Here is a 23626-nt window from a genome sequence, read left to right on the forward strand (position 1 = left end):
AATTTTCTATCCATTTAAAACTATTGTAAAATAAAACTAAAAATTTATAGACAAAACAATATAATCTAATAATAAAATTATATAAAATTTAATTTATGTAAAAAAATATTACATCAGGGTTATCTAAATCAAAATCTAAGAAATATCTAGGAAATATAGGTAAAATAAAAGATTTTATGAATATTTTTAAAAATGATTAGAAATTTAGATTCAAAAATAAATTTAAAAGTTACAGGATATTTAAATAAATAAGATATACTAATCTATCCTAAGTTTTAAAAAAAAACCTAAACTAAAATCCAAAATATAGTAATATAAATAAAATTTAAATTAAAAGATTAAAAATAGATAATAAAAACATAATTCAAGTTGAAATAGATGATTAAAATTAAACCAGAAGAAATTAATTAAAAAAGTTAACTAAGATTTTAAAAATAAATAATAAAAAAATTTAAAATATATGAAATATCCTTTAAGGTTTTTAAATTAAAAAAAAAAGATAAAATAAAAGTAATCTAAAAAAAATAAGTAGTATAGTTTTAATTAAATATTAAAACCCAATTTTACCTTTAAACATTATAATGGCTTCATCATTAAATCCATAATTGAATATGGTTCCCCTTCTTTTTTCTCTTGCGGTCCATCCATACCCGGCATTCCTGGAATTCCTCTTTTTAAGAAATCCCTATTCTGTCTTTTTGAAATATCGGAGAATATCAACTTATAAGCCTCACATTGAGGATCTACCTCTTTCGGTGTATGGCTTGCAACAATACCATTATATGGACATCCGCCTCTACAGAATTTAATGAATCTACAGGTTTTACAATTATCATCAACAAATGAATTAAATTCCTCTAATTTTCCCCAGGCATTGGAATTATGTAAATCCTCAACACTAGGTTTATCCTTAACATTACCCATTATATATTCATCCATTCCTACAAACCTATAACAAGGGTAAATACTGCCATCATAACCTACTGCAAGGGTATCCCCCATACAGTCCGCAAAGGTACATAGTGTTCCATGACGAATGAAACTGCTTTTCGCCATATGGTCAAAGTCTTTAATCTGAAACTTATCAAGATCATATAGGTATTTATCAAGTAATGAAACCATTAACTTACCATAATCCTCTTGGTTTAATACCCATGGATCCGCATTATCCCCCCTTAAAGATGGAAGGGCAGAATGAATTTTAACAGTTGCACCCATCCCTTTAAAGAAATCATATATTTCATTTGCATAATCCTTAGAATATGAGGTGAATGTGCATACATAATTAACAAATAACCCATTATCCTCTGCAAGTTTTACAGATTCCATTGTTTTATCAAAGTAATTCTTACCTCTCTGGTAATCTGTAATCTCCTTAGGACCATCAATACTGGTACTTAATGCAACGTTATTTTCCTTTAATACTTCAACGATATTCTCATCAAGAAGCCAAAGATTAGATTGCATTGAGTATCCATTTATGTTCTTTAACTGATTAAGTATCGGGAAAGCTTCCCTATAAAAATCATATCCTGCAAGTAAAGGTTCCCCACCATGGAAAGTAAAATGAACCGGTTCATTATTTCTAAATGTTTCTAACCATTCTTTAATACTTTCAATCATGCTAATGTCCATTACCTCGGCATGTTTATCAGAACCCCAACAATACTTACAGTTACCTGGACAATTAAGTGTTGGTATTATCATTATATGAAATGGCATTATATCACAAAAAAATAAAAAGTTAATTTAAAAAAAAATTGCAAAAAAAGACTGAAATTACATGATTTTATTTAATTTTTTAATCATCTTATTTCTTTCATCGTTTGTATCATCATGACCTGTTTCAAATAAATGTCCACAATTAGAACATTTGAAATATGCGGTTTCAGCATATGCTAAATGATTATCTATTCTTCTACGATAAACAGTTTTATCAGTTGAACCACATTTAGGACATTTAGCTACTAAGTCTTCTACCTTCATTATCTCACCATAAAATTATCTTAGATAAAACAATTAATTTCTATCTGTTTATTATAATAAAATTACTAGATAATATAATATAAACTTTGTTATTGAAAATGATTTAAATTATATAATTATATAAAAACAAAAAGGATTTAACTAATTTATTATTAATTCTAAGAAAAGGATTATTATTTAATTATAGAAAAGAACAATTTATAATTTAAACGACTTTCCTAGAATATCACTATTTAAAGATGACAATAAGCTTAAAAAAGCAAAAACTAAAAAAAATAAAGAAATTGTAAAATAGAATTAAAGAATACGAAACCAAGAAAAATAGGAATTGATAAAGTAAATTAACTAATCAGTGTTAACATCCTCATATTCATAGGTAGGTTTTAAAAGGAATGTAATATTCAAAGATGAGAATCCGTCCTCATAGACTGAATAAATCTCAAAACTAAACCTATCTAACCATTTAATAAGATTAGTTAATTGGTCTGAATTGATACCAATATTCAAATATATCTCAAAACCCTCTTCAAAGAATTTGGATTCCTTTCTTAGGAAGATACCTTGACCATATAAATTAAATTCCAAATCAAGTATAGCCTGTTTAATCTCATCAGAATCTACAGACAAAGCACCAGTATTTAATTTTTTAACAATATCCACTAATTCACTAGCAAATTCATCATCATAATCAAAATTTTGACTCTCATAATAATTCATCTTATCAAAATCTTTCATCAACTGTATTTTCTCCTCATCACTATACATACTATCACTTATTTAACTTAAGTTTGTTAAAAAATTATAGAAATTAAAAAACCTTCAAAAATTTGAATTAAAATAAATTTAAATTAAAATAAACTATCTTATATTTAATTAAATTAATTAGAATATTGTAAATAAATTCTTAGATTAATTTAATAGATAAACTATTTATTACCATTAAATGTTCTTTGGATTTTATCCTTAATAATGTTTAACAATACACCTACACCATGTGTTACAGGGTCCTTTGTTGAACCGTCCACATCATAACGAACGGTAATTGGAACCTCCATTATTCTATAACCATTTTCTGCAGCATCAACCAACATCTCACTTTCAATCCCGAACCCAGTATCTTTAAATCTGAAACAAGAACAACATTTGGAGGAAAAAGCTCTAAAACCACTTTGTGAATCAGTAACATCAATACCTGCAGAAATATTAGTAGCCTTATCAAGAACCTGCTGACCAACCCTACGATAAGCCGGGGTATTTTCCTCAGGACCATTGATATAACGACTTCCATTTACAAGATCGGCTTCACCATCAAGTATTGGTTTTAACAATAAAGGAATTTCATCTGGATTATGTTGACCGTCACCGTCTATTGTAAGTATAATGTCATAATCATCGCCAATAGCCTGAAAACCAGATTTTAATCCTTCCCCTTTTCCAAGATTATTTGGATGTGTAATTACCTTTGCACCTGCAAGACGGGCTATCTGATTTGTAGCATCTGTACTTCCGTCATCAACAATCAATACGTCATCAACATATTGCAAGGTTCTTAGAATTACAGAACCTAACGCCACCTCCTCATTAAATGCAGGTATTAAAGCTATTATCCTAACCATTAAAACACCATCACAGAACTAATATAATATCTCTAAAAAATAAAAGACATAATTTCAACTATTATGCCACCACAAAACCTGAACAAAACATCATATAATAAAAATATAATTTTTATTGTTGAAAGACCAGATTATGAAAAATATAATTAAAAAAAGAAAAAGAAAGACTATTCTATTCTATAATAATCTTTCATCCATTCAACAGTCTTTTTAATTCCCTCTTCCGGTGACACTTTAGGGTCATGTTTTAAATCGCGAATAGCCTTGGAACAATCGACTGTTTTAACCTTGGTTGTAAATGGCTCAGGAGGTGTGTAAGTTACAAGGGAATCATCCTTACCACATGCATCAAGAACAATGTCAGAATATTCTTTAATATCCTTTTCCCATTCTGGTTTACTACCTACATTATAAGCCTCACCAGGTATAAAGTTATCCACAATGTTTGCAAAGGTGTTTACAGTATCCCCAACATAATCAATAATCCTTTTATGGCCCATATGTACAGAATACGGTTGGTCATGCAATGCTTTATAGATAAATATTGGAATGAAACCTTTATATGGAGAGTATGCCTCATGAGGACCATAACAGTTTAAAGGTCTTACCCTTACAGTTTCTGTACCAAACATTGATGCTGAATTCATGACCATAAGTTCTCCAGCCCATTTACTTATAGCATAATCATTCATCTGATATGTTTCATTGATTGGATGTGTTTCCATTAAATCCTCGGTGATTACACCCTTATAATCACCATAAACCTCACAGCTTGAAAATGAAATCATTCTAAACTTAAGTTTTTCTTGAAGTCTAATCATGTTTTTAAGACCAATCACATTAGTTTCCCAGAGGTTTTCATAGTAAGCCTCACCATTCCAACGTCCATACTCAGCAGCTAAATGGTAAACATAATCGAATTTATCATTTTCCTCAAAAATTCTCTCAATTTGGCGATAGTTTCTAACATCACCTCTAACATAATCAGAATATTCATCAGAGTATAAGTCTGCCTCATCCTCATGATGTAATAAATCTACTGATAAAACCTCATGACCACGTGATCTTAACTCTTCTACAAGGTTTGTTCCAATAAAACCTGCTCCACCAGTTACTAATATTCTTTGAGTTTCCATAAAAAAGCACATCCTTAAAAATATCTATTGGGAGTCTACAATTGATTTCATATAATTGTATATTTGATCGTGAGCATCCTCATCATCTAATGCAAATTCGATTGAGGTCATTAACCATTCAAGACGGTTTCCAATATCATAAGTTTTACCGTCAAATATTGAACCATATATAACATTCAATTTAGCTAATGCGTCGGTCAATTGGATTTCTCCACCTTTACCCGGTTTAGTATTCTCAATATGATCAAAGATATCAGGAGTTAAAACATATCTTCCCATAATAGCCAAGTTTGTTGGAGCTTCTGCTAAAGGTGGTTTTTCTATAAGTTTATCAATTTTATATACAGAATCTTCAACAGGTCTTCCATCAATAATACCATATCTTTCCACTTTCTCATCAGGAACCTCTTCGACAGCTATTGCAGATGAGTTATATTTCTGACTAACTTCAATTAGCTGTTTAGTACATGGAACAGCACCCTTTGTAATAGTATCACCAAGCATTACAGCAAAAGGTTCTCCGTCAATATGTTTCTTAGCACAATATATTGCATCTCCAAGACCTTTCTGTTCTTTTTGACGAACATAACAGATATCAGCCAAGTCAGTGATATCTTGAATTTGTTTTAAAGCTTTAAGTTTACCACTTTCCTTTAAAGTGTGTTCAAGTTCAAATGATTTATCAAAATGATCCTCGATAGACCTTTTATTCTTACCTGTAACAATTAAAATATCATCTATACCGGATGCTACTGCCTCTTCAATTACATATTGAATAGTAGGCTTATCAAAAACAGGTAACATCTCTTTTGGTTGTGCTTTAGTAGCAGGTAAAAATCTAGTTCCAAATCCTGCTGCCGGAATAACTGCTTTCATCATATACCACCTTTGATTTTTTTTATAATAAATTTTAAATTTTTAATCTATATTAGTTTAATCTATATTTTAATAATTTAAATAATTTAGTATTTAATATAAAAAAATCAAGTAAAAATTCTACAATCTATAAAATAGTAATAATCAAAAAAAGTCATATAGTGCGGGGAACGGGACTTGAACCCGCGAAGGGACTAACCCAATAGGCCCTCAACCTATCGCCTTTGACCACTCGACCATCCCCGCATAAAAAAAGATAGTCTAATAAACAGTAATAAACTATTAGTCAAAACTAATATATAAAGGTTTCGAAAATTAGAAGATTTTTATATAAATTTAAGAAATGAATGATAAACTAAAAGATTCAATCCAAAATAATATTTACATATAATCGTTTACCATTAATTAGATCTTCAATAAGATCCCTATTTAAATCACAGGCAGCTTTATCCGCCTCAACCATTAATGTCCTATTACATGTAAATGTGCTTTTCCTTATAACCATATCTGTTTCATGGGATAATTCCAAATTAGAATCCCCCCTTCCATGAATCTCATCATAGCCATTATCTGTTTTAAGCTGAACCGTAACCTTTGTACTGGAGGATTGAAGTTTATTTTTAAAATCCTCTGGAAAATCCAACATGGACTTATTCATGTCAAGACCAATTATACAATCCCCTGCCTTGGTTAAACTTTTGTCCTTAGTTATCTCAAAGGTAGATTTATGAATTGAGCTAACATTTGGATGACCCCTAGCCATTATTTCAAAATTCATCTTATAAAAAACACCTGAAAAAAATTGATTATGAATACTTTTATAAATATTCCTATTTAAAATTATATCTAGTTAAAATGAAAGGTACATATTGTTTAATTATAGAACTTAAAAAAAGTATAAAAACAAAGATTGGTGCTCTGGGCAAAATAGAGTTTATGCCAGGATATTATGTTTATGTAGGTTCTGCAATGAATTCAATTGAATCAAGAGTTAAAAGACACCTTGCAGATGACAAGAAACTACATTGGCATATAGATTACTTACTTAAAAATAAAGATGCAGATATTGTTGAGGTCATATACACGTTAAGTTCTAGGAAAATAGAATGTGAACTATCAGATTATATCAAGAATATAAGTGATGATTCTGTTGATAGTTTCGGCTCCAGTGATTGTTCATGTGACTCACATTTACATTACTTCCAAAACTACGATAAAGCACTTAAAGTAGTTATTGACTCTTATGAGGATTTAAATATGAAACACTACAATTTAAATGATTTTAAAAAGTTAATTAAATAGATTCTAATTCTAATTAAGTAATAAATGGTTAATCAACTAATTTTTACTGTAAAATTTAAAAAACTCTTCAAACTCCTCATCATCTATTGGTTCCGGTATTGTATAATCACTATTTTCAATTAATGATTTACCCAACTTTTTATAAATTGATGTTTCATCAGAATCAGGATATTTTTCAACTACCGTTTTTGCATCAAGTTCAGCATCCTGAATAAGACCGCTTCTTTCAACAACACCTACTACCTTGGTACCTATTTTTTCTGCAAATGCATTAACAATCTCCTCTTCATTGTTAACATTACGCTTATTTAAAATTATTCCACCTAATTGTCCTTTAAGTTTTTTAATTCCCCTACTAATATTATTTGCAGCATAAAGGGACATATATTCTCCAGAGGACACTATGTAAACCTCGTCTGCATAGTCCTTTCTAAGGGGTACTGAGAAACCTCCACAGACAACATCACCCAGAACATCATAAAATCTTACATCGATATCCTCATTAAAAGCATTAAGTTTCTGAAGTTGTTTCATAGCTACAATAACACCACGTCCTGCACAGCCTACACCAGGTTCAGGACCTCCACTTTCAGTGCATAAAATGCCATTATAACCTTTAAAGACTATGTCTCCCAATTCAGGATTTCTATTTTCTTTAATAGTATTTATAATAGTAGGAATCCTCATACCATATAATGTTCTAGTAGTATCGGCCTTAGGATCACAGCCTATTACCATAACTTTTAAACCCTCATTACTTAAGGCTGCTGATAAATTAGCTACTGTAGTAGATTTACCAATACCTCCTTTACCATAAATAGCTATTCTTTTTTCACACATAGAAAATCCTCAATTCTTTTTATAAATATATTTTTTTTAAAATAAACATAAGATAAGAATAAATTAATTAAACCAGATAAATCCATATTTTTAAAGTAAATATAGAATAAAATAGATTAATTAAACGATTAAATCATATCTTCCATCAAATGTGGAAATAATTTAACTTTCAAAATCTTCTCTTTTAACTAATTTATATACAAAGTCATTTTTACGTAACTTCTCAGGGAAATAAACTCCAACATCCTGACCTTTACAAGCCTTTTCAATCCTTCTATTTTCAATCTCCATTGAATTTACAGTATAACGAACTGATCCCGTTGTAGGTCCCTGAACCATTAATTCATCCCCTAAAGATAAATCATCCCAGATTTTAATTTCCGCCACTTTAGGCTTATTATAATAATTTAAAACCTTACCAATGTCTTTCTTAACATACTCTGATTTATTATTTTCGCTTATTTCATATGGGGTGTTAAAATAGAAACCAGTGTCAAAGCCTCTGTTGAAGACCTCCTGAAGCTGTTCCATCCATTTAGGATTGTATTTGTAATTCTCTTTATCCTTATTATATAGGTCAATAGCTTGTCTATAAACATTGGTAGCTGTTGCGGCATAATCTGCAGAACGTGCTCTACCCTCGATTTTAAATGCATCTACTCCGGATTCCATTAATTCCGGAATATGTTCAATCATTGCCATATCCTTAGGTGAGAAGAAGGTTGTTCTATAGGTATTGTCATATGCCTCACCTATTAGAAATGATTCCTCATCCATTTTTAAATCACTGCTATTTATAACCTTATCATTATTATCAAAGTCAAAACTTAGTTTCCAATTTTTTCTGCAGGGCTGAAGACAGTCACCACAGTTTGCACTTCTCCCATAAAGACCATAACTTAAAAAACATCTTCCGGAAACCGCCATGCACATAGCGCCATGAATGAAAACCTCGGTTTCAATAGGTGATTTTTTGGTGATATTTCTAATATCCCTTAGAGATAATTCCCTTGATAAAATAGCTCTTTTAGCACCTAACTTTTTTAAAGTCTTTAAGGTATTAAGATTCGTAATGTTCTCCTGAACACTGATATGGGCCTCCATACCATAGTCACATGTAGATTCTATTAGACCAATGTCAGATATTATAAGACCATCAACACCACTATCTGCAAGGACCGGCAATTGTTTATTTAAACGTTCAACATCTTTATCTCTCATTATAGTGTTGGTGCAAACATATAGTTTAGCATTGTATTCCTTTGCCATTTGTGACGCTTTTTTAATCTGGTCCAGTTTAAAATTAGATGCATTGATCCTCATATTAACTCCATCAAGACCAATGTAAACAGCATCCGCACCATTTTTTAATACCGCACTAAGTGATGTAAAATCCCCTGCAGGGGATAATAACTCTACCATAATATCATCATTAAAGTTTTATGAAAAATAATAAAAAAAATAGTTAATTTAATAGAATGTATAATATGATTCTACTTCTAAATCATCAGGTAAGTAGGTTGGATAATCCTCGGTAATACAACCTAAACATAATTCATCTTTACCAAAACCAATGGCATCAATCAAGGATGGAATACTGATATAACCTAATGCATCAGCATCTAATTGTAATCTAATCTCTTCAATACTGTAATTAGCTGCTATTAACTCTTCTTTAGATGCCATAGCCACACCATAGAAACAAGGAGCGACCACTGGAGGACAACCTACAAGAAGATAAATCTTATTGGCTCCAGCCTCTTTTAAAATATGAATTAATGAGGCTGAGGTAGTACCTCTTACAATACTGTCATCAATTAAAACAATGTCCTTACCTTCAAGACCTAATTTTAATGGATTTAATTTTAATTTAACCGCAAGTTCCCTTTCCTCCTGGGAAGGCATAATAAATGTTCTTCCAACATACCTGTTCTTTATTAATCCCTCACCATAAGGAATACCTGAGGCACGGGAATAACCTAAAGCAAATGGTATTGCAGAATCTGGAACGGGAACAATTAAATCTGCATCAAATGGAAATTCCTCATATAATTTTTTACCAATATCCAACCTAACATCAAAAACAGATCTGCCGTCTATAACACTATCAGGTCTTGCAAAGTATACATATTCGAACATGCATCTTGCATTTTGAGTTTCAGAGGTAATCTCCAAGATATGACTGGAAACCTCACCGTCAACAACGGAAATAACCTCTCCAGGTTCTAAATCCCTTATAAAATCAGCACTTAATACATCAAATGCAACGGTTTCAGACGCTGCAATAAACATATCATCTTTTTTAGCAATAGCCAAAGGTTTCATACCCTTAGGGTCACGAACGATGTAAAGTTCATCGTTAATCATTATGACAAGTGAATATGAACCTATAACCATTTTAGAAATCTCTTCTAAGGCATCAATAATATTACCTAATTTACGATATTGTTCTTTAATTAGATAACACAATACTTCACTGTCAGTATCAGAGTTAAATTCATAACCTAAATCAACAAGATGGTCTCTTAAGATTTTAGAATTAACAATATCACCATTATGAGCCATAGCAATGTAACCATCTTCAAAATCAGTTACAAAAGGTTGTGAATTTTCAAGTTTAGATTGACCAGTAGTTGAATATCTTACATGACCAATACCAACATATCCACTTAATTTTTGAAGTTCATATGTTTTAAAAACATCTGCAACAAGACCCATACCACAATAATAATTTAAGCCCTTAATATTATTATGAGTTGCAATACCTGCAGATTCTTGACCCCTATGCTGTAAAGAATATAAAGCATAATAAATTGGAGCAGATACATCTTTACTTTGATCTTTAGAGTAAATCCCTACAACACCACACTTATCTCTCATTGTATTCCTCATTATATAACATTAGTATATCATTATAAATATTAAAAATATTTTTATTATTTTAACAATATATAAGTTATGATTTTTATAAAAAAAATCGTTTTAAAAAGATTAAATAAAATAAAATAAAATTGATTTACCTAATAATAATCGAAAAGGATTATTTAAAAAACAAGTAGAATGATTTTAATTTAAACAGTTAATGTAAAAAAAAAATATAATGTTTAAAAAGAAATTTATAAACTAAAACATGAAATTGGAAAATGTTTCTCCAACATCAGGATTATCATCATCTGAATCCTTTCTTTTAGAGTTATAAATTTCAGATTCAAGTTCATCCCTATTGTATTCCACAAAGATAAGTGCTGTTCTAACTACTTTTAACCAGTCAATTGCCTCATCAATTGAATTAGCTCCTATTAAACCCTGACCGATTATAATATCCTCCGGTTTGAATTTATTTGTGGCTATTATAATCTTATCCTCATCCTCCAAATCTTCATTGAATGTGTCATGCCATAGCTGATATATTGAAAATATTTCCAGAATCTTTTTAGTATGAATATTTGAATATCTTGTTTTAAAATCTGCAAATTCAGATTTTAAAGTGTCATTTGTTTTCTGAAGATCTGTAATTTCTAAATTTAAATCATGGTTTTTGGAATCTAATATGGATATTCTATCCTTAAGCTCATGGTTTAGTTGATCTGTCTTTTCCTTCTCATTTTCTAAAACAGAATATCTATTTTCAAGGGTATTAATCTCAGATTTTAGATGGTTAAAATTAGTAATGTTAAATATGGAACTTAAACCCACATTAATAATTAAATTACGGATACTTACCTCCAACTCTTCAATAATCAGCTCTTTATCATCATTTACAGGAATCTGCAAAAATTCTATATAGTTGTTTTCTGTTTTTATGTGGTCATATAAATTATTATACAATAATTTACCTTCCTCTCCACCTTCATTTGCAATAAATATTATATCTGAACCTAGGGTAGTGCTTTTTGCAATATCTAAATTAAAGGTTTGTATAATTGCAGATATTGAGATATTGTATTGATTTAAATCAATATTTTCACAAGCCTTATTCAGCAAATCGGCATTATAAGTATTGTCTACAATGATTCTTAAATCAATATCCTTAGCTGTTGATTTTGTATCTACATTATTGTTTTCCAATAAATCGCCAATAATCTGATCCGTTGAGGATTGATCATTAGACTCACTTGATAAATCATCAATAAAATCCCGATTCTCATTTGAACCATTAGATAAATCATCAATAAACTGATTTGATGAGTTTAAATCATCAGACTCATTAAAAAAATCATCGATAAAATCCCGATTCTCATCATTTATCCTACTGTTTTTAAAATCATCACTTCCAATAGGGGGTTTATCAGTATTGGAATCCCCGTCACTTATCAAGTCATCTGTAAAATCATTAATATTGAACTTGTCATTATTTTCAATTTCATGATTATTTAAATTAGATTTATAAATTTCATTTTCAGTATTTTGTTTATTCTTTTTGTTTTTTAGATTATTATGTTTATCAATATTATAATAACTAGAATCATGTAGATGTTCATCTTCATAATCATTATTTTTATCATATTCTTCCATACAAATACCTTCCATATAATCTATAAATCATTGAAAAATATTAGTTCTCATTAAGTTTTTGATGCCACATCCAAGCTGTTTCAATAATGGATTCAAGGGTATCATATTCTGGAGTCCAACCTAGAACCTCATGAATCTTATTTGAATCGGCAACAAGTGTTCCCGGATCTCCTGGACGACGGCATTCAATATTAACTGGGAAATCTTTACCTGTGACTTTCTTAACAACGGAAATTACCTCTTTAACAGAAAAACCTCTGCCATTGCCTATATTAAATACATTATTCTCTCCACCATTTTCAAGGTATCTGAGGCCTTCAATATGTGCATTTGCAATATCGTTTACATGTATATAATCACGTACACAGCTACCATCCTCAGTGTCATAATCATCACCAAAGACGGAAATGCTATCACGTCTACCTAATGCCGCATCAAGAATAAGAGGTATTAAATGAGTTTCTGGTTCATGTAACTCTCCAATTTCACAGTCGGGATCATCTCCTGAGGCATTAAAATATCTGAATATTACATAATTAATATCATCCTGGGATTTTAAATATTCCTCAACAAGCAATTTAGATTTTCCATATGGGTTAATAGGTTTTAATTGATGAGTTTCCTTGATTGGTATTTCTACAGGTGAACCATAGACAGCAGCGGTAGATGAGAATATAAGATTCTTAACACCATTATTCTTCATAGCCTTAATTAAAGTTAAGGTTTTCTCATAATTATTTTCAAGATATGCCTTAGGACATTCCACAGATTCTGCAACTGAGATATATGCACCAAAATGCATTACAGCTTCTATGTCATATTCCTTAAAGATTCTATTTAGGAGTTCCTCGTCACCATAATCTCCTTCAACAAAAACTCCCCATTTAACAAAATCCTCAAATCCTTTTATTAAATTATCTAGAACTACAGTTTCATATCCTGCTTTATTTAAAGCTTTATTTACATGAGAGCCAATATATCCAGCTCCGCCAGTTATTAAAATCATTATATCACATTAAATTATTAAACTATAAAAGTTGAATTTCTATTATTAGACTAGTTTATAATTTAATATTTATTAAATTAATTGTTTAAAGTTTGAAAACTTAAAATAAAAAAATTATTTATAATAATAAATTAATTATTCGAATCTGAAAAGAAAATCGGATTTCAATATTAAATCAATTATATGAATCTAAAAAAAAATGAAATATTTCTTATTTGACAGTTTAACTAAAAAAAAATGGATATCAATCAAATAGCTAATAGAAAATAGAAGATAGTTAATAAAATATTTGGAAAATTAGAAAAAAATGATATGGAAATATTTAAATATTTACAGTTTTTCAATATTGCCGTTAGGACAATTTTCATAACAGGTACCACAATCAAGACAATGGTTTGGCTGTATTTCATAAGGTAAACCTGGAATAATTGACTGCTGAGGACAAACATTGGCACAGATTCCACAAGCTATACAGGTATCCTTAATTCTATAACCTTGTTTAAAATACTTAACCTCATCACTATTTATTGTAAACTGTTCCCTTGTAATTGGTTTAGTAGTTAGATTAAAATATTCCATTTCACCTTTCACAACTTTAAAAGGTTCTAGAATATATCTTGAATCACCAGGATAAACATTGTTTAAATATTTGTTCTCATCAAACATTAAATCTATCCATTCTTTCTGATTTTCAAGCTTTTCAACTTCCCCAATAATTCTAACTGAAACATTATTTAATAAACCTACAATTGCAACATGATTATTATTTTCAAGTTGTCTGTAGAATCTTTTTCCCCTTCCAGTTAAAAAATATGCTGTCTCTTCATCAGTATGCATAATATCAATTACTCTAGATTGAGGATTACCATCACCATCTATAGTTGAAATTGTAGCATCTATAACTTCCCTTAATAATTTAAAACAATCATCTTTACTTGCCATATTATCACTAAACCTTAATTACAATTTTTCCCAATTTATTATTTTTTTTACTAATTACAAGTGCTTTATTTATCTCATCTAAAGAAAACACATCTGAAATAACTGGTCTAATATTATTTTCTAAAATGAAATCATAAATATCAGTTATAATCTCCTGTGAAGGATAATTACTAAAGAATGAACATAAATATTTATTGTTTGGAATATCTTTAATTGGATCAAATTGGCCAATATATTCTAACCCACCAAGTATACCGGTTACACATAAGATTCCTTGATTTTTTAAAACCTTAAATGAGTCTTTCATTGTTAAAGGACCTACAAGCTCTAAAATCTTGTCCACACCTTCCGGAAATTGGGATAAAATATTTTTTGATAAATCATTATCATCTATAAAAACATAATCTGCACCGAATTCTTTAAGTGATTCTATTCTTTTACTGGTTCTTGTTGTAGCTATTACTGTTACTCCTAATTTATTTGCAAGCTGAATAGCTGCAATTCCAACAGTACTAGTAGCCCCTCTAATTAATAGGGAATCATCTTCTTTAATGTTTAAGCAATCAAAAAGAGAACCATAAGCCGTGAAAAATGTTTCAGGAATAGCTGCGATTTCTTCAGCAGATAATTTTTCAACAAGATTTTTAGGTATTTTAAATAGGTTTTTCTCAGGTATTAACACATATTCCTCATAACTACCATCAAAACTACGACCCATACCACCCATCAATCCTACAACATGATCATCTACTTGAAATCTACTATTGGATTCATCTACAACCTTACCATAGCATTCAATTCCAGGTACAACCGGTAAATTAATATAGTTTTCCCTAGCTTCTGATTCACAGAGAATTAATTCAGACCTATTTATTCCAAAACCTAAAACTTTAACTAAAACCCAGCCGTCCTTGATTTTGGGAATTGGAATATTACTTACTTTTAAATCTTCTAAATTGCATACATCTTCTAAAACAACAGCTTTCATATCTTATCCACAGAATATTTAATTTAAATTTAAATAAAACATGAGAATTATTCAATTATTTTCCAACATTGAGGATCAGGACTATACATATTTCCAGTATATCCATAACTTACAGCAGGACATCCCCTACAGAATCTTAATAATTCACATCTACTACATTTTTCAAAGCTTTCGTACTGACGATATTCATCCATTTTACGACTTGTAAATAATGAAACTATATTTTCATCAAAGATATTACCAATACAACTTTCCATACGTCTACAAGCGCATACATCCCCATTTGGAAGTATCGTTATATGTGAATTTCCACAATTGCAACCATCATAGATTACATCGTCATCTAAATCTTTAGGAATCTTAAATAATCCCTTTTCATATAAAAACAAAGTCCAAAGATGATCTTTTAAATTAAAGTTAGTTTCAGAATCTTTATATTCATTAAACTTATCCCAACATTTTGATAAGAATTCTTTATACTCTAAAGGTGTTATATGACTTTCCTCGTCAAACTCTTCAGGACAATATCTTGCAAAACTAAAAGTGTCAACATTGTTTGCAACCGCAACATCAATTAATTCTGGAATCTCATTCATATTAATCTTGGATACGGTAGACATGATATTTACTTTGATACCACTGTTTTTTAAATATTTTATACTTTCTAAAGTATTCTGATAAGAACCTGGCATCCTAAAGTAATCATGAGTCTTTTCAAGACCATCCAAAGATAATTGATAAGCAATACAACCTGCTTCATGTAATCCATTACATAAATCTTGATCTAAATGAAATGGATTTCCAAGAATACCGAATTTAATATGGTTTTTTTTAAATAAATCAATTATTTTAAAAAAATCAGGATGTAATAAAGGGTCACCACCAGTTAGAAAGAAGAATGGATTTCTATTAATCACATTACACATATCTAGGCAATTAAGAAAAATTTTTTCTGCATCCTCATAACTTACAGTTTTTAAATCAGTTACATGTTCATTATTAAAGATATAACAATGTTTGCATCTTTGATCACAATAATCAGTTATATGCCATTGAAAAGCAAAAAATTCTTTCACTAAATAACACCACTTAAAAAAATAGAAAAAAAAGTTGTTAAAAATTAATTAACAATAAAATTTATAAGTTTACTTCACTACCACAAGCAGCAAAAACCTCAGAACCACAAGCAGTATCAACTTCACTACCACAAGCAGCAAAAACCTCAGAACCACAAGCAGTATCAACTTCAGAACCACAAGCAGTAGATACAGCATTGATATTTGAAGCATTCATAAATTTTTTGAAGTTTTTAGGATTGTAATAATTATCTTTTTTTGTCCATGAATTCATTTTAAACATTTTAGCATTTCTCCATACAATATTAAGTAATAAACTTTAATTATAATTTAATTTAAAGATATTTAAATTAATAAGTAACTTTAAAGTAACAATAAGGAAAAATAGATAAAAATAGAACATAAACATTAAAAAAATATACAATAACAGAATAAAATAAAAAATAATTGAACAATAATAAAAAAAATAAAAAGGTAAAAAAAAATCTATAAGAAGTATTTACCTAATTTTAAAGCAGCTGAAGGTGATACCTTGATTAAAGCTTTTACAAGTTGGGTTGTAGAAACTTTTGAGAAATCAACATCCACAAATTCATGTGCTATCTTATCAAGATCCTCATCTTTTAAACCAAGCATATAATCTTGAACAACAGCATATTTCTTGATTTCATCTCCAATATCATCCCTAACTAATTTATCATATTTTTTAAGGAATTTAGCAGAACAATCCCCTTCTTTAATAGCCTCGGCAGCTACCTGACCAGCATACATACCACCGGTCATACCACTGATAATTCCTCCACCGGTTAAAGGATTTACTTGACCTGCCGCATCTCCACAGACCATTATATTGTCAGCATAGATTTTTTTAGGCATTCCACCAACAGGATCTCCACCTACATTTAACTCAACAGCTTGAGCATCTTTTGTAATTGGGCTGGTTGCTATCCAATCATCCAAATATTCCTTTGCAGTTTTACCTGGGTTAACTTTATCTGCATGAGGTGCAAGTATTGCAAGACCTACATTTGCTATATCGTCACCTTTAGGGAAAACCCAGACATATCCTCCAGGAGCACAGGATCCGAAATAAAATTCAATTACTCCAGGTCTTTCAAAGTGAAGATTACACATTTCATATTGAACTCCAGATTCCATGTTTACTGCTTTTTGAGCGGTTTTTAATCCTGCCCATCTTCCTATATGAGATTCCGGTCCATCTGCTGCAATGATAATTTTAGCTTTGATATCAATATCCTTACCATATTGTTCACAGCTTACAATATAACCATCATCGGTTTTAGTAACTCCTTTTGCCAATGTTTTAATCTTAATTTCTGCTCCAGCCCTTGCAGCATCCATAGCCATAAATTTATCAAAGACCTTTCTTTCCAATATATAACCTGCTTCAGGAAGTTCAATCTCTTCGGAAGTCATCCATACACTAGTATCATCTGGTGATACGAGTCTTACACCATCTAATTCCTTAGCAACAAATCTAGGATTAGGTTCAACACCCAATTTTTTAAGACCTTTTTTTGAAACCCCTTCAGCACATCTTTTTGGTGCTCCAATTTCAGATTTTTTATCCATTAAAATTACTTTAGCCCCACCTAATGCTGCATGTTTAGCTGCTGTAGAACCAGCAGGACCTGCTCCAACTACCAATACATCAGTTTCAATCATTTTATCACCTATTCTTGTTCTAAAGCATTAATTGGACATGCATCAACACATGTACTACATTCCTTACATTCATCAGTTTTAAATTCCAAATTTGTCTCTCTGACTGTGATTAAATTTCTAGGACATACACCTGCACATTCACCACAGTAAACACACCAATCTTTAACAATCATAATGATTCTCCTTAATAAAATTATAGTAATTAAAAATTAATTAAGAATAAGTATAATATTAAAATTAAATTATCATTTTTATATTATTTAAATGTTTAGTAAATATGGATTTAAAGAATGATAATTTGAAAAAAAATAAAAATAAACCAATATAAACAAAATTAAAAAAATATCCAAAATATAAAGGTTATAAAATAGATTCAATCAAATTGAAATAATATAAAAAAAGTAAAATAGACAAAAAAATGTGAATCAGGATCTAAAAAACATGAGTATATTAAAACTAATTAAATAAAACAAAAAAAGTGAAAAACTAATTAAAAAAATGTTAAACTAAAAATCTAAATAAATAAAAAAAAGTGAAAAACTAATTAAAAAAAAGTTTTTAAACTAAATCATGTTTGGAACCCTAAGTGAGGCTGGTAATGGTTTGATTTTAGCAGGTGTACCTATAGCTAAATAATATGGAGGAACACTTCTGGTTACAACCGCTCCTGCAGCAACTATAGCTCCTTCCCCTATCTCTAGATTAGATAAGAATGTTGAGTTTCCCCCTATAGAAGCCCCTCTTCTTATTTGGGGTCCTTTCAATTCATAATCCACTCTAACTGGATATCTATCATTAGTAAAACAAGTACATGGACCAATAAACACATTATCTTCTATTATACTATTTGATGGAATATATACATTAGACTGTATACTTATATTATTTCCCAAAACACAGTTTCCTTCAATAACTGTATTTGTTCCAACAAGAACATCATCGCCAATTGTAGTATTTTCTCTGATTAAGACATTGTGACCTGTTCTAAAATCATCACCAATAACTACATCATTATAGATAACAGAATTTGATCTTATAAAAGGATTTCTACCTATTACAGGTGATTTTGAAAATCTTTTATAGTTGACTCCTATCTTAATGTTATCCTCAATGAATCTAGGATTATAACGATCTGTAGGTTCTTCCTCATTATCTCCTAATATTCCTAAGAATTTTGCCATTTTTATCGACCAATATTTATTAAAATTATTACATTCATCAGTATCCTATATATTTTAAAAAAATAATATATTTCTATTAAATAATATTATATAATTCACCTATATATAAAGTTTAGTTTTTTTAAAAAACTTATAACTTATAATTTTTATAATAACTAATTAAATAGTTTTCAAAATAGAATAAAAAGATAGAATAGGATTATTTACTAATAAATATAAAAATCAATTACTTGTTTATCTTATAAAAGAATTAAATTAAGTTTTTAAAAATAATTTATATTTAAACAGAACAATAGGAAAAGTTATAAAACAAGATTTATTAATTAATTGAATCAAAACTAAATATAGTAAATTTAATAAAAACACTTATAAGAAATTAGATAAAATGGTGTAAAATGAAAATAACAGAGGACATTATTCTTGAAAATATTAACAGAATATTTAAAGAAATCGACCATAAAGAGGCAGATATAAATATTAAAGAGATCCATTATGATGAGGGCCTTAATGAATTATGGATTATTGGAATGGATAGGCCTGATAAATCTGCAATAATCGGCAAAGGGGGATGGATTGTAGGAAGACTGAAAGAAGATCTAGACATTAACAGTATCCATGTAGAAAGCTATACAGATTTTATGCAAAAGGAATATAGATTAAAACTATCACTCGATAAAGTTAGGAGCTTTCAAAATACATTAAACAAGGAAGATGGTTTATATATTCCAATTGAAAATCTTAAAAAAACGATTCAGTATAAACTAGAAAACTTAAGTTATTTTAACCTTGAAAAATATCTCAATGAAAATTTTAGAGATAATTTGGATAATGTTGACAATACTACCCATAAAGCCGTTGTTGCATTATCCGGTGGTGTGGATAGTAGTTTCTCACTAGTTTTAGCACAATATTTAGGATTCAACCCCATTGCAATAAGTGTCAATCCAGGCACTATTGTACTTCCAAAACAATTTAGAAACAACATTGACAATATCTGCAATCAAACAGGTATCCAACATAGATATATTGATATTGATTACTCCGAATTGATTAAGGAATGTCTTTCCGGAAGAATCCACCCCTGTGGAAGATGCTCCAAACAAATCGAGTCTACAATATTCGATTATGCCATAGAAAACAATATTCCAATAGTAATATTTGGTGACATGTTATCTACCGGTAGCCAATGCATCACAGATAACCTATATAATAATCATAATATTAAACGATTAAACTTACCTGCATCATTATCCTGTGGTAAAATAGAGGGCAAGAAATTAATGAAGGACTATGACTTTAAAGAAATTAAAGGATTTGGCTGTCCACTTCTATATGAGGTTCACAGAAAATACCCCCACATGAGAAAGTATTCCATTCAAAGAATACTTAGGGAAACACGCTCAGGTGCCCTTGAAGTCGGAGAGGCATTAGACCTTATATGGAGTTTTTATAAGATCAAATAAAATAAATACCCCATCCATTTTTTTAATATTAATCACATATTATTAAATATTAAATCCAATAAAAGTTATACTAAGTGTGCCTTATTAGTTTTAATGGTAAAACCTTCGTCTCGTAAACGAATAATAGGGGTTCGATTCCCCTATAAGGCTTAATAAAAAACAGTTTCGATTTTTATGAAAAAGAAAATATGCCCCAGATGTGGTTCACGTAAAGTAAAATGGATTATTCCACAGGTCTGGTCAAGATGGATTTGCTATAACTGTGACTATACTGGACCGGTTATTGAGGTGGATGACGATTTAGAAAGGGAAATAGTAAATAATTGGAGAGAAAATAAAGAGGAAATCATGAAGGAGGCGGAACTCAATCGTCTTAAAATGTTAAATCACGAGAAAGATGAGGAAGACAATGAAGAGGATGATTTAACTGATGAAGAAATCGATAAAAAATTAGAAGATCTTGGAATATAAACCATAGAACGATATTTTAGATGCTATTTTAAAAATCAAAGTTACCCTGACATTACAGGAATGTAAATTTCAATAAAACAATTAAATTAAAAAAAAATAAAAAAATCTATTAGATTAATTAGATCTTTCTTCTTTTATAAACTTTTTAATGTTGTCCATTGCAAGGGTAACCATTTCAGGGGAAGGACCACCTGGAACTTGTCTCATTTTAACATTTTCAAGGGGATTTAATGCATTCTTTACAAGATTCTCAGGAAGATTTAATTTATCAAAACCAAGCTCCTCTGCAATATCATCAACAAATCCACTTGTAACATCTGTTGCCTCCATTTTTTGAGCAGTTGCCTCGTTTACCACCCTTCCAACTATTTTATGAGCTGTTCTAAATGGTATCTTTCGCTCCCTTACCATGATATCAGCCAAATCAGTAGCAGTAGCAAAGTTCTTACCTGCAAGTTCCAAACATCTATCCTCATTGAATTTAACGGATAAAAGCATTTTAGATACAATACTTAAAACAGCTTTAGATTGTTCAAAACTATACCATAAATGAGGTGTGATTTCCTGGAGATCCCTATTATAGGTATATGGTAATGCCTTAAGCATTGTTAAAACCGTTACAAGTTCTCCGTTAACACGTGTGGCCTTACTTCTTGCAACCTCTGCAACATCGGGATTCTTCTTCTGGGGCATGATTGATGATGTGGAACAGTATGCATCATCCATTTGAATTACTCCAAATTCATAGGTACTCCAAAGTATTAGTTCCTCACATATCTTTGAAAGATTAGTGCATAATGATGATAAGTCAAATATTGCCTCTATTGCAAAGTCCCTTGATGCAACACCGTCCATGGAATTTTCAAGATATCCATCAAAACCTAACAACTTTGTTGTAAGTTCCCTATTTATCGGAAAACTAGTGGTAGTCATTGCCGCGGAACCTAAAGGATTAAGATTTACACGTTTATAAGTATCTGATAACCTTTCATAATCCCTCTTCAAAGCCTGTACATGAGCCATTAAATGATGAGCAATAGTTATAGGCTGTGCATGCTGAAGATGAGTGAAACCGATAAATACAGATTCCTTATAGTTTGAAGCCATATCCACTAATTCCTCCATAAAATCAAGAATATCATTTTGAATATCCTTTATTTTTTCACGGGTTACAAGTCTTATATCAGTTGCAACCTGATCATTTCTTGATTTTGCCGTATGCATAAATCCTGCATTTGGACCAACAATATCTGTTACATAATTTTCAATTGCCATATGTATATCTTCAACAGACGGATCGAAGTTTAATACTGAATAACCTTCCTCTTTAAGTTTTAAAAGAGCATGAAGAATATTATCTGCAATATCCTCATCAATAATCTTCTCTTCTTTTAACATTAAAGTATGTGCATAATTACATTTAATATCTGCATAAAAAATTTCCTTATCAGCTTCAAGTGATGAAGTAAATTCAGCTGCCTCATCAGTCATCTCTTTATCTAATCTTCCACTACGTAAAATCAAAAGCCTCACCTAATAATTTTAATGATAAAAAATAATCTTAATTATAATAATATAATATTTGTAAAATAAATATAAATAATTAATTAATTAATTCGATTATACCAATAATTCTAGAAAGTTTTAATTAACATTAAAAGAAATAGAAGGAATTTGAAACTTAAAATTACTAGAAGAATTTAAGCTATTTATTAAACTATCTAAACAAATTCTAAAACAAAACTAAATTATTATAAGATTAGGAAAGTACCATCGAAAATCAAAATAGATTATAAACAATAAACCTTAAAAAAAAACTAATCAGTAAAAAAAGACATAACTAAAGAATAAATATAAAAAAAGAGAACGGATTTTATAAAACATTAAAATAATACTAAAAACTAAATAAATTTAAAATAAAACTAAAAAAGAAGTTAAAAGGCATTAAACAATAAAACTCTAAAAGTAAATAAAATAGAAAAAAGGTTAAGTAAAATACTTAATCTTTGTTTTTCATTTCAGTATATCCGCATTTACCACATGCGTATCTGTCACCGTGGTCAGCCATAAAGACTCCTCCACCACAACGAGGACATACTGGATTTTTTCTTTCTAATTTATCATCTTTTACTTCATATAAACTAGATACTTTCATCAAAAAGCCTCCACTTATTCTTCTTCCTCTTCTTCAGGTTCTTCAGCAGGTTCAGTATTTTTAAGTAAAACACTTTCGGTTTCAATATAGTCTACATCTTCTTTTGTAGCATATACTTTTGCATAACCTAAAGCTCTAGGTTCACCATAATATGGATCAATAGTGTCTACAACAACTAAATCTTTTTGTGAATCAAGTTGAGCAACTAATCTATTTTTAACATCAATTATTTTAGGAGTAGGTTCTCCCTCATAATTAATATAAAATTTAATTTCTTTTCTGTTAAAAATTTTATTTTCTTTTTCTTCAATAATTTCTATTTCCATAGTTAACCCTCACAGTTAATTTTAAGGTTAGCTAATTTATCATTAGAGCAAATGGATTTAA

25 protein-coding genes and 1 tRNA gene are annotated in these 23626 nt (G+C 29.7%); 3 read left to right on the forward strand and 23 right to left on the reverse strand.

What is annotated here, in order from left to right; all coding sequences use genetic code 11:
• Positions 1–576: 576 nt before the first annotated feature.
• The 8 genes from ON24_RS03265 to ON24_RS03300 form a co-directional block, all read right to left on the reverse strand.
• Complete coding sequence (locus ON24_RS03265) at positions 577–1722, reverse strand: TIGR04083 family peptide-modifying radical SAM enzyme (RefSeq protein ID WP_040681961.1); 1146 nt, start codon at positions 1720–1722, stop codon at positions 577–579.
• Positions 1723–1779: 57 nt separating this feature from the next.
• The gene (locus ON24_RS03270) at positions 1780–1986 is read right to left on the reverse strand and encodes a TIGR04165 family Cys-rich peptide (RefSeq protein ID WP_016358335.1); all 207 of its coding nucleotides are present in this window, start codon (positions 1984–1986) and stop codon (positions 1780–1782) included.
• A gap of 345 nt (positions 1987–2331) precedes the next feature.
• Entirely contained in the window at positions 2332–2751 is a 420-nt protein-coding gene (locus ON24_RS03275) for a hypothetical protein (RefSeq protein WP_040681962.1), read from the reverse strand.
• 161 nt (positions 2752–2912) lie between these two features.
• Positions 2913–3602 carry a glycosyltransferase family 2 protein gene (locus ON24_RS03280; RefSeq protein ID WP_016358333.1) on the reverse strand — a complete coding sequence of 230 codons (690 nt, stop codon included), beginning with the start codon at positions 3600–3602 and terminating at the stop codon, positions 2913–2915.
• A gap of 167 nt (positions 3603–3769) precedes the next feature.
• Positions 3770–4738, reverse strand: a complete 969-nt coding sequence (locus ON24_RS03285; RefSeq protein ID WP_016358332.1) for an NAD-dependent epimerase/dehydratase family protein — start codon at positions 4736–4738, stop codon at positions 3770–3772.
• Positions 4739–4762: 24 nt separating this feature from the next.
• Entirely contained in the window at positions 4763–5614 is an 852-nt protein-coding gene (galU, locus tag ON24_RS03290; protein WP_016358331.1) for a UTP--glucose-1-phosphate uridylyltransferase GalU, read from the reverse strand.
• 162 nt (positions 5615–5776) lie between these two features.
• Positions 5777–5860, reverse strand: a tRNA-Leu gene (locus ON24_RS03295).
• A 118-nt stretch (positions 5861–5978) separates the two neighbouring features.
• Complete coding sequence (locus tag ON24_RS03300; protein ID WP_016358330.1) at positions 5979–6392, reverse strand: DUF371 domain-containing protein; 414 nt, start codon at positions 6390–6392, stop codon at positions 5979–5981.
• A 77-nt stretch (positions 6393–6469) separates the two neighbouring features.
• On the opposite strand from ON24_RS03300, the gene ON24_RS03305 reads away from it, so the two are divergent.
• A complete protein-coding gene (locus ON24_RS03305; RefSeq protein ID WP_016358329.1) occupies positions 6470–6916 on the forward strand; it encodes a GIY-YIG nuclease family protein in 447 nt (148 codons plus the stop codon).
• Positions 6917–6952: 36 nt separating this feature from the next.
• Here the strand turns inward: ON24_RS03305 and cfbC are convergent, their stop codons facing one another.
• The 12 genes from cfbC to ON24_RS03365 all read right to left on the reverse strand — a co-directional run bounded on the left by cfbC (position 6953) and on the right by ON24_RS03365 (position 19150).
• Positions 6953–7756 (reverse strand): Ni-sirohydrochlorin a,c-diamide reductive cyclase ATP-dependent reductase subunit, encoded by an 804-nt coding sequence (gene cfbC, locus ON24_RS03310; protein WP_040681963.1) that lies wholly within the window; start codon positions 7754–7756, stop codon positions 6953–6955.
• A 162-nt stretch (positions 7757–7918) separates the two neighbouring features.
• On the reverse strand, positions 7919–9178 hold the full coding sequence (locus ON24_RS03315; RefSeq protein WP_040681964.1) for a peptidase U32 family protein: 1260 nt from the start codon (positions 9176–9178) through the stop codon (positions 7919–7921).
• A 48-nt stretch (positions 9179–9226) separates the two neighbouring features.
• On the reverse strand, positions 9227–10636 hold the full coding sequence (gene purF / locus ON24_RS03320) for an amidophosphoribosyltransferase (protein WP_016358326.1): 1410 nt from the start codon (positions 10634–10636) through the stop codon (positions 9227–9229).
• A 243-nt stretch (positions 10637–10879) separates the two neighbouring features.
• Positions 10880–12286 (reverse strand): hypothetical protein, encoded by a 1407-nt coding sequence (locus ON24_RS03325; protein ID WP_152411884.1) that lies wholly within the window; start codon positions 12284–12286, stop codon positions 10880–10882.
• Between the two features lie 25 nt (positions 12287–12311).
• Positions 12312–13277 carry a UDP-glucose 4-epimerase GalE gene (gene galE, locus ON24_RS03330; protein ID WP_040681965.1) on the reverse strand — a complete coding sequence of 322 codons (966 nt, stop codon included), beginning with the start codon at positions 13275–13277 and terminating at the stop codon, positions 12312–12314.
• A gap of 330 nt (positions 13278–13607) precedes the next feature.
• Positions 13608–14219: a pyridoxamine 5'-phosphate oxidase family protein gene (locus ON24_RS03335; RefSeq protein WP_040681966.1), complete on the reverse strand. Its 612-nt coding sequence runs from the start codon at positions 14217–14219 to the stop codon at positions 13608–13610.
• 7 nt (positions 14220–14226) lie between these two features.
• Positions 14227–15207, reverse strand: coding sequence for a zinc-binding dehydrogenase (locus ON24_RS03340; RefSeq protein WP_040681967.1), 981 nt, complete (start codon positions 15205–15207; stop codon positions 14227–14229).
• 47 nt (positions 15208–15254) lie between these two features.
• Positions 15255–16283 (reverse strand): radical SAM/SPASM domain protein, ACGX system, encoded by a 1029-nt coding sequence (acgM, locus tag ON24_RS03345; protein WP_040681968.1) that lies wholly within the window; start codon positions 16281–16283, stop codon positions 15255–15257.
• Positions 16284–16344: 61 nt separating this feature from the next.
• A complete protein-coding gene (locus tag ON24_RS03350; RefSeq protein ID WP_040681969.1) occupies positions 16345–16566 on the reverse strand; it encodes a hypothetical protein in 222 nt (73 codons plus the stop codon).
• A 203-nt stretch (positions 16567–16769) separates the two neighbouring features.
• On the reverse strand, positions 16770–17969 hold the full coding sequence (locus tag ON24_RS03355; protein WP_040681970.1) for an NAD(P)/FAD-dependent oxidoreductase: 1200 nt from the start codon (positions 17967–17969) through the stop codon (positions 16770–16772).
• Between the two features lie 8 nt (positions 17970–17977).
• Positions 17978–18142, reverse strand: coding sequence for a DUF362 domain-containing protein (locus ON24_RS03360; RefSeq protein WP_016358322.1), 165 nt, complete (start codon positions 18140–18142; stop codon positions 17978–17980).
• Positions 18143–18532: 390 nt separating this feature from the next.
• Positions 18533–19150, reverse strand: coding sequence for an acyltransferase (locus ON24_RS03365; protein WP_016358321.1), 618 nt, complete (start codon positions 19148–19150; stop codon positions 18533–18535).
• Between the two features lie 395 nt (positions 19151–19545).
• On the opposite strand from ON24_RS03365, the gene ON24_RS03370 reads away from it, so the two are divergent.
• Both ON24_RS03370 and ON24_RS03375 read left to right on the forward strand, forming a co-directional pair.
• Positions 19546–20613 (forward strand): 7-cyano-7-deazaguanine synthase, encoded by a 1068-nt coding sequence (locus ON24_RS03370; protein ID WP_040681971.1) that lies wholly within the window; start codon positions 19546–19548, stop codon positions 20611–20613.
• 174 nt (positions 20614–20787) lie between these two features.
• Positions 20788–21084 carry a hypothetical protein gene (locus ON24_RS03375; RefSeq protein ID WP_040681972.1) on the forward strand — a complete coding sequence of 99 codons (297 nt, stop codon included), beginning with the start codon at positions 20788–20790 and terminating at the stop codon, positions 21082–21084.
• A gap of 114 nt (positions 21085–21198) precedes the next feature.
• Here ON24_RS03375 and argH read toward each other — a convergent pair whose 3' ends face one another.
• The 3 genes from argH to ON24_RS03390 form a co-directional block, all read right to left on the reverse strand.
• Positions 21199–22608, reverse strand: a complete 1410-nt coding sequence (gene argH / locus ON24_RS03380; RefSeq protein ID WP_040681973.1) for an argininosuccinate lyase — start codon at positions 22606–22608, stop codon at positions 21199–21201.
• A gap of 475 nt (positions 22609–23083) precedes the next feature.
• A complete protein-coding gene (locus ON24_RS03385) occupies positions 23084–23239 on the reverse strand; it encodes a 30S ribosomal protein S27ae (protein ID WP_016358317.1) in 156 nt (51 codons plus the stop codon).
• A gap of 14 nt (positions 23240–23253) precedes the next feature.
• Positions 23254–23565: a 30S ribosomal protein S24e gene (locus tag ON24_RS03390; RefSeq protein ID WP_016358316.1), complete on the reverse strand. Its 312-nt coding sequence runs from the start codon at positions 23563–23565 to the stop codon at positions 23254–23256.
• Positions 23566–23626: the final 61 nt, after the last annotated feature.

The organism is Methanobrevibacter boviskoreani JH1, from assembly GCF_000320505.1.
Classification (GTDB): domain Archaea; phylum Methanobacteriota; class Methanobacteria; order Methanobacteriales; family Methanobacteriaceae; genus Methanarmilla; species Methanarmilla boviskoreani.

Coding starts and splice junctions, on each gene's coding strand:
- ON24_RS03265 (WP_040681961.1), bottom strand. CDS start 1,722: ATGCCATTTCATATAATGATAATACCAACACTTAATTGTCCAGGTAAC.
- ON24_RS03270 (WP_016358335.1), bottom strand. CDS start 1,986: ATGAAGGTAGAAGACTTAGTAGCTAAATGTCCTAAATGTGGTTCAACT.
- ON24_RS03275 (WP_040681962.1), bottom strand. CDS start 2,751: ATGTATAGTGATGAGGAGAAAATACAGTTGATGAAAGATTTTGATAAG.
- ON24_RS03280 (WP_016358333.1), bottom strand. CDS start 3,602: ATGGTTAGGATAATAGCTTTAATACCTGCATTTAATGAGGAGGTGGCG.
- ON24_RS03285 (WP_016358332.1), bottom strand. CDS start 4,738: ATGGAAACTCAAAGAATATTAGTAACTGGTGGAGCAGGTTTTATTGGA.
- galU (WP_016358331.1), bottom strand. CDS start 5,614: ATGAAAGCAGTTATTCCGGCAGCAGGATTTGGAACTAGATTTTTACCT.
- ON24_RS03300 (WP_016358330.1), bottom strand. CDS start 6,392: ATGAATTTTGAAATAATGGCTAGGGGTCATCCAAATGTTAGCTCAATT.
- ON24_RS03305 (WP_016358329.1), top strand. CDS start 6,470: ATGAAAGGTACATATTGTTTAATTATAGAACTTAAAAAAAGTATAAAA.
- cfbC (WP_040681963.1), bottom strand. CDS start 7,756: ATGTGTGAAAAAAGAATAGCTATTTATGGTAAAGGAGGTATTGGTAAA.
- ON24_RS03315 (WP_040681964.1), bottom strand. CDS start 9,178: ATGGTAGAGTTATTATCCCCTGCAGGGGATTTTACATCACTTAGTGCG.
- purF (WP_016358326.1), bottom strand. CDS start 10,636: ATGAGAGATAAGTGTGGTGTTGTAGGGATTTACTCTAAAGATCAAAGT.
- ON24_RS03325 (WP_152411884.1), bottom strand. CDS start 12,286: ATGGAAGGTATTTGTATGGAAGAATATGATAAAAATAATGATTATGAA.
- galE (WP_040681965.1), bottom strand. CDS start 13,277: ATGATTTTAATAACTGGCGGAGCTGGATATATTGGCTCTCATGTAAAT.
- ON24_RS03335 (WP_040681966.1), bottom strand. CDS start 14,219: ATGGCAAGTAAAGATGATTGTTTTAAATTATTAAGGGAAGTTATAGAT.
- ON24_RS03340 (WP_040681967.1), bottom strand. CDS start 15,207: ATGAAAGCTGTTGTTTTAGAAGATGTATGCAATTTAGAAGATTTAAAA.
- ON24_RS03350 (WP_040681969.1), bottom strand. CDS start 16,566: ATGTTTAAAATGAATTCATGGACAAAAAAAGATAATTATTACAATCCT.
- ON24_RS03355 (WP_040681970.1), bottom strand. CDS start 17,969: ATGATTGAAACTGATGTATTGGTAGTTGGAGCAGGTCCTGCTGGTTCT.
- ON24_RS03360 (WP_016358322.1), bottom strand. CDS start 18,142: ATGATTGTTAAAGATTGGTGTGTTTACTGTGGTGAATGTGCAGGTGTA.
- ON24_RS03365 (WP_016358321.1), bottom strand. CDS start 19,150: ATGGCAAAATTCTTAGGAATATTAGGAGATAATGAGGAAGAACCTACA.
- ON24_RS03370 (WP_040681971.1), top strand. CDS start 19,546: ATGAAAATAACAGAGGACATTATTCTTGAAAATATTAACAGAATATTT.
- ON24_RS03375 (WP_040681972.1), top strand. CDS start 20,788: ATGAAAAAGAAAATATGCCCCAGATGTGGTTCACGTAAAGTAAAATGG.
- ON24_RS03385 (WP_016358317.1), bottom strand. CDS start 23,239: ATGAAAGTATCTAGTTTATATGAAGTAAAAGATGATAAATTAGAAAGA.
- ON24_RS03390 (WP_016358316.1), bottom strand. CDS start 23,565: ATGGAAATAGAAATTATTGAAGAAAAAGAAAATAAAATTTTTAACAGA.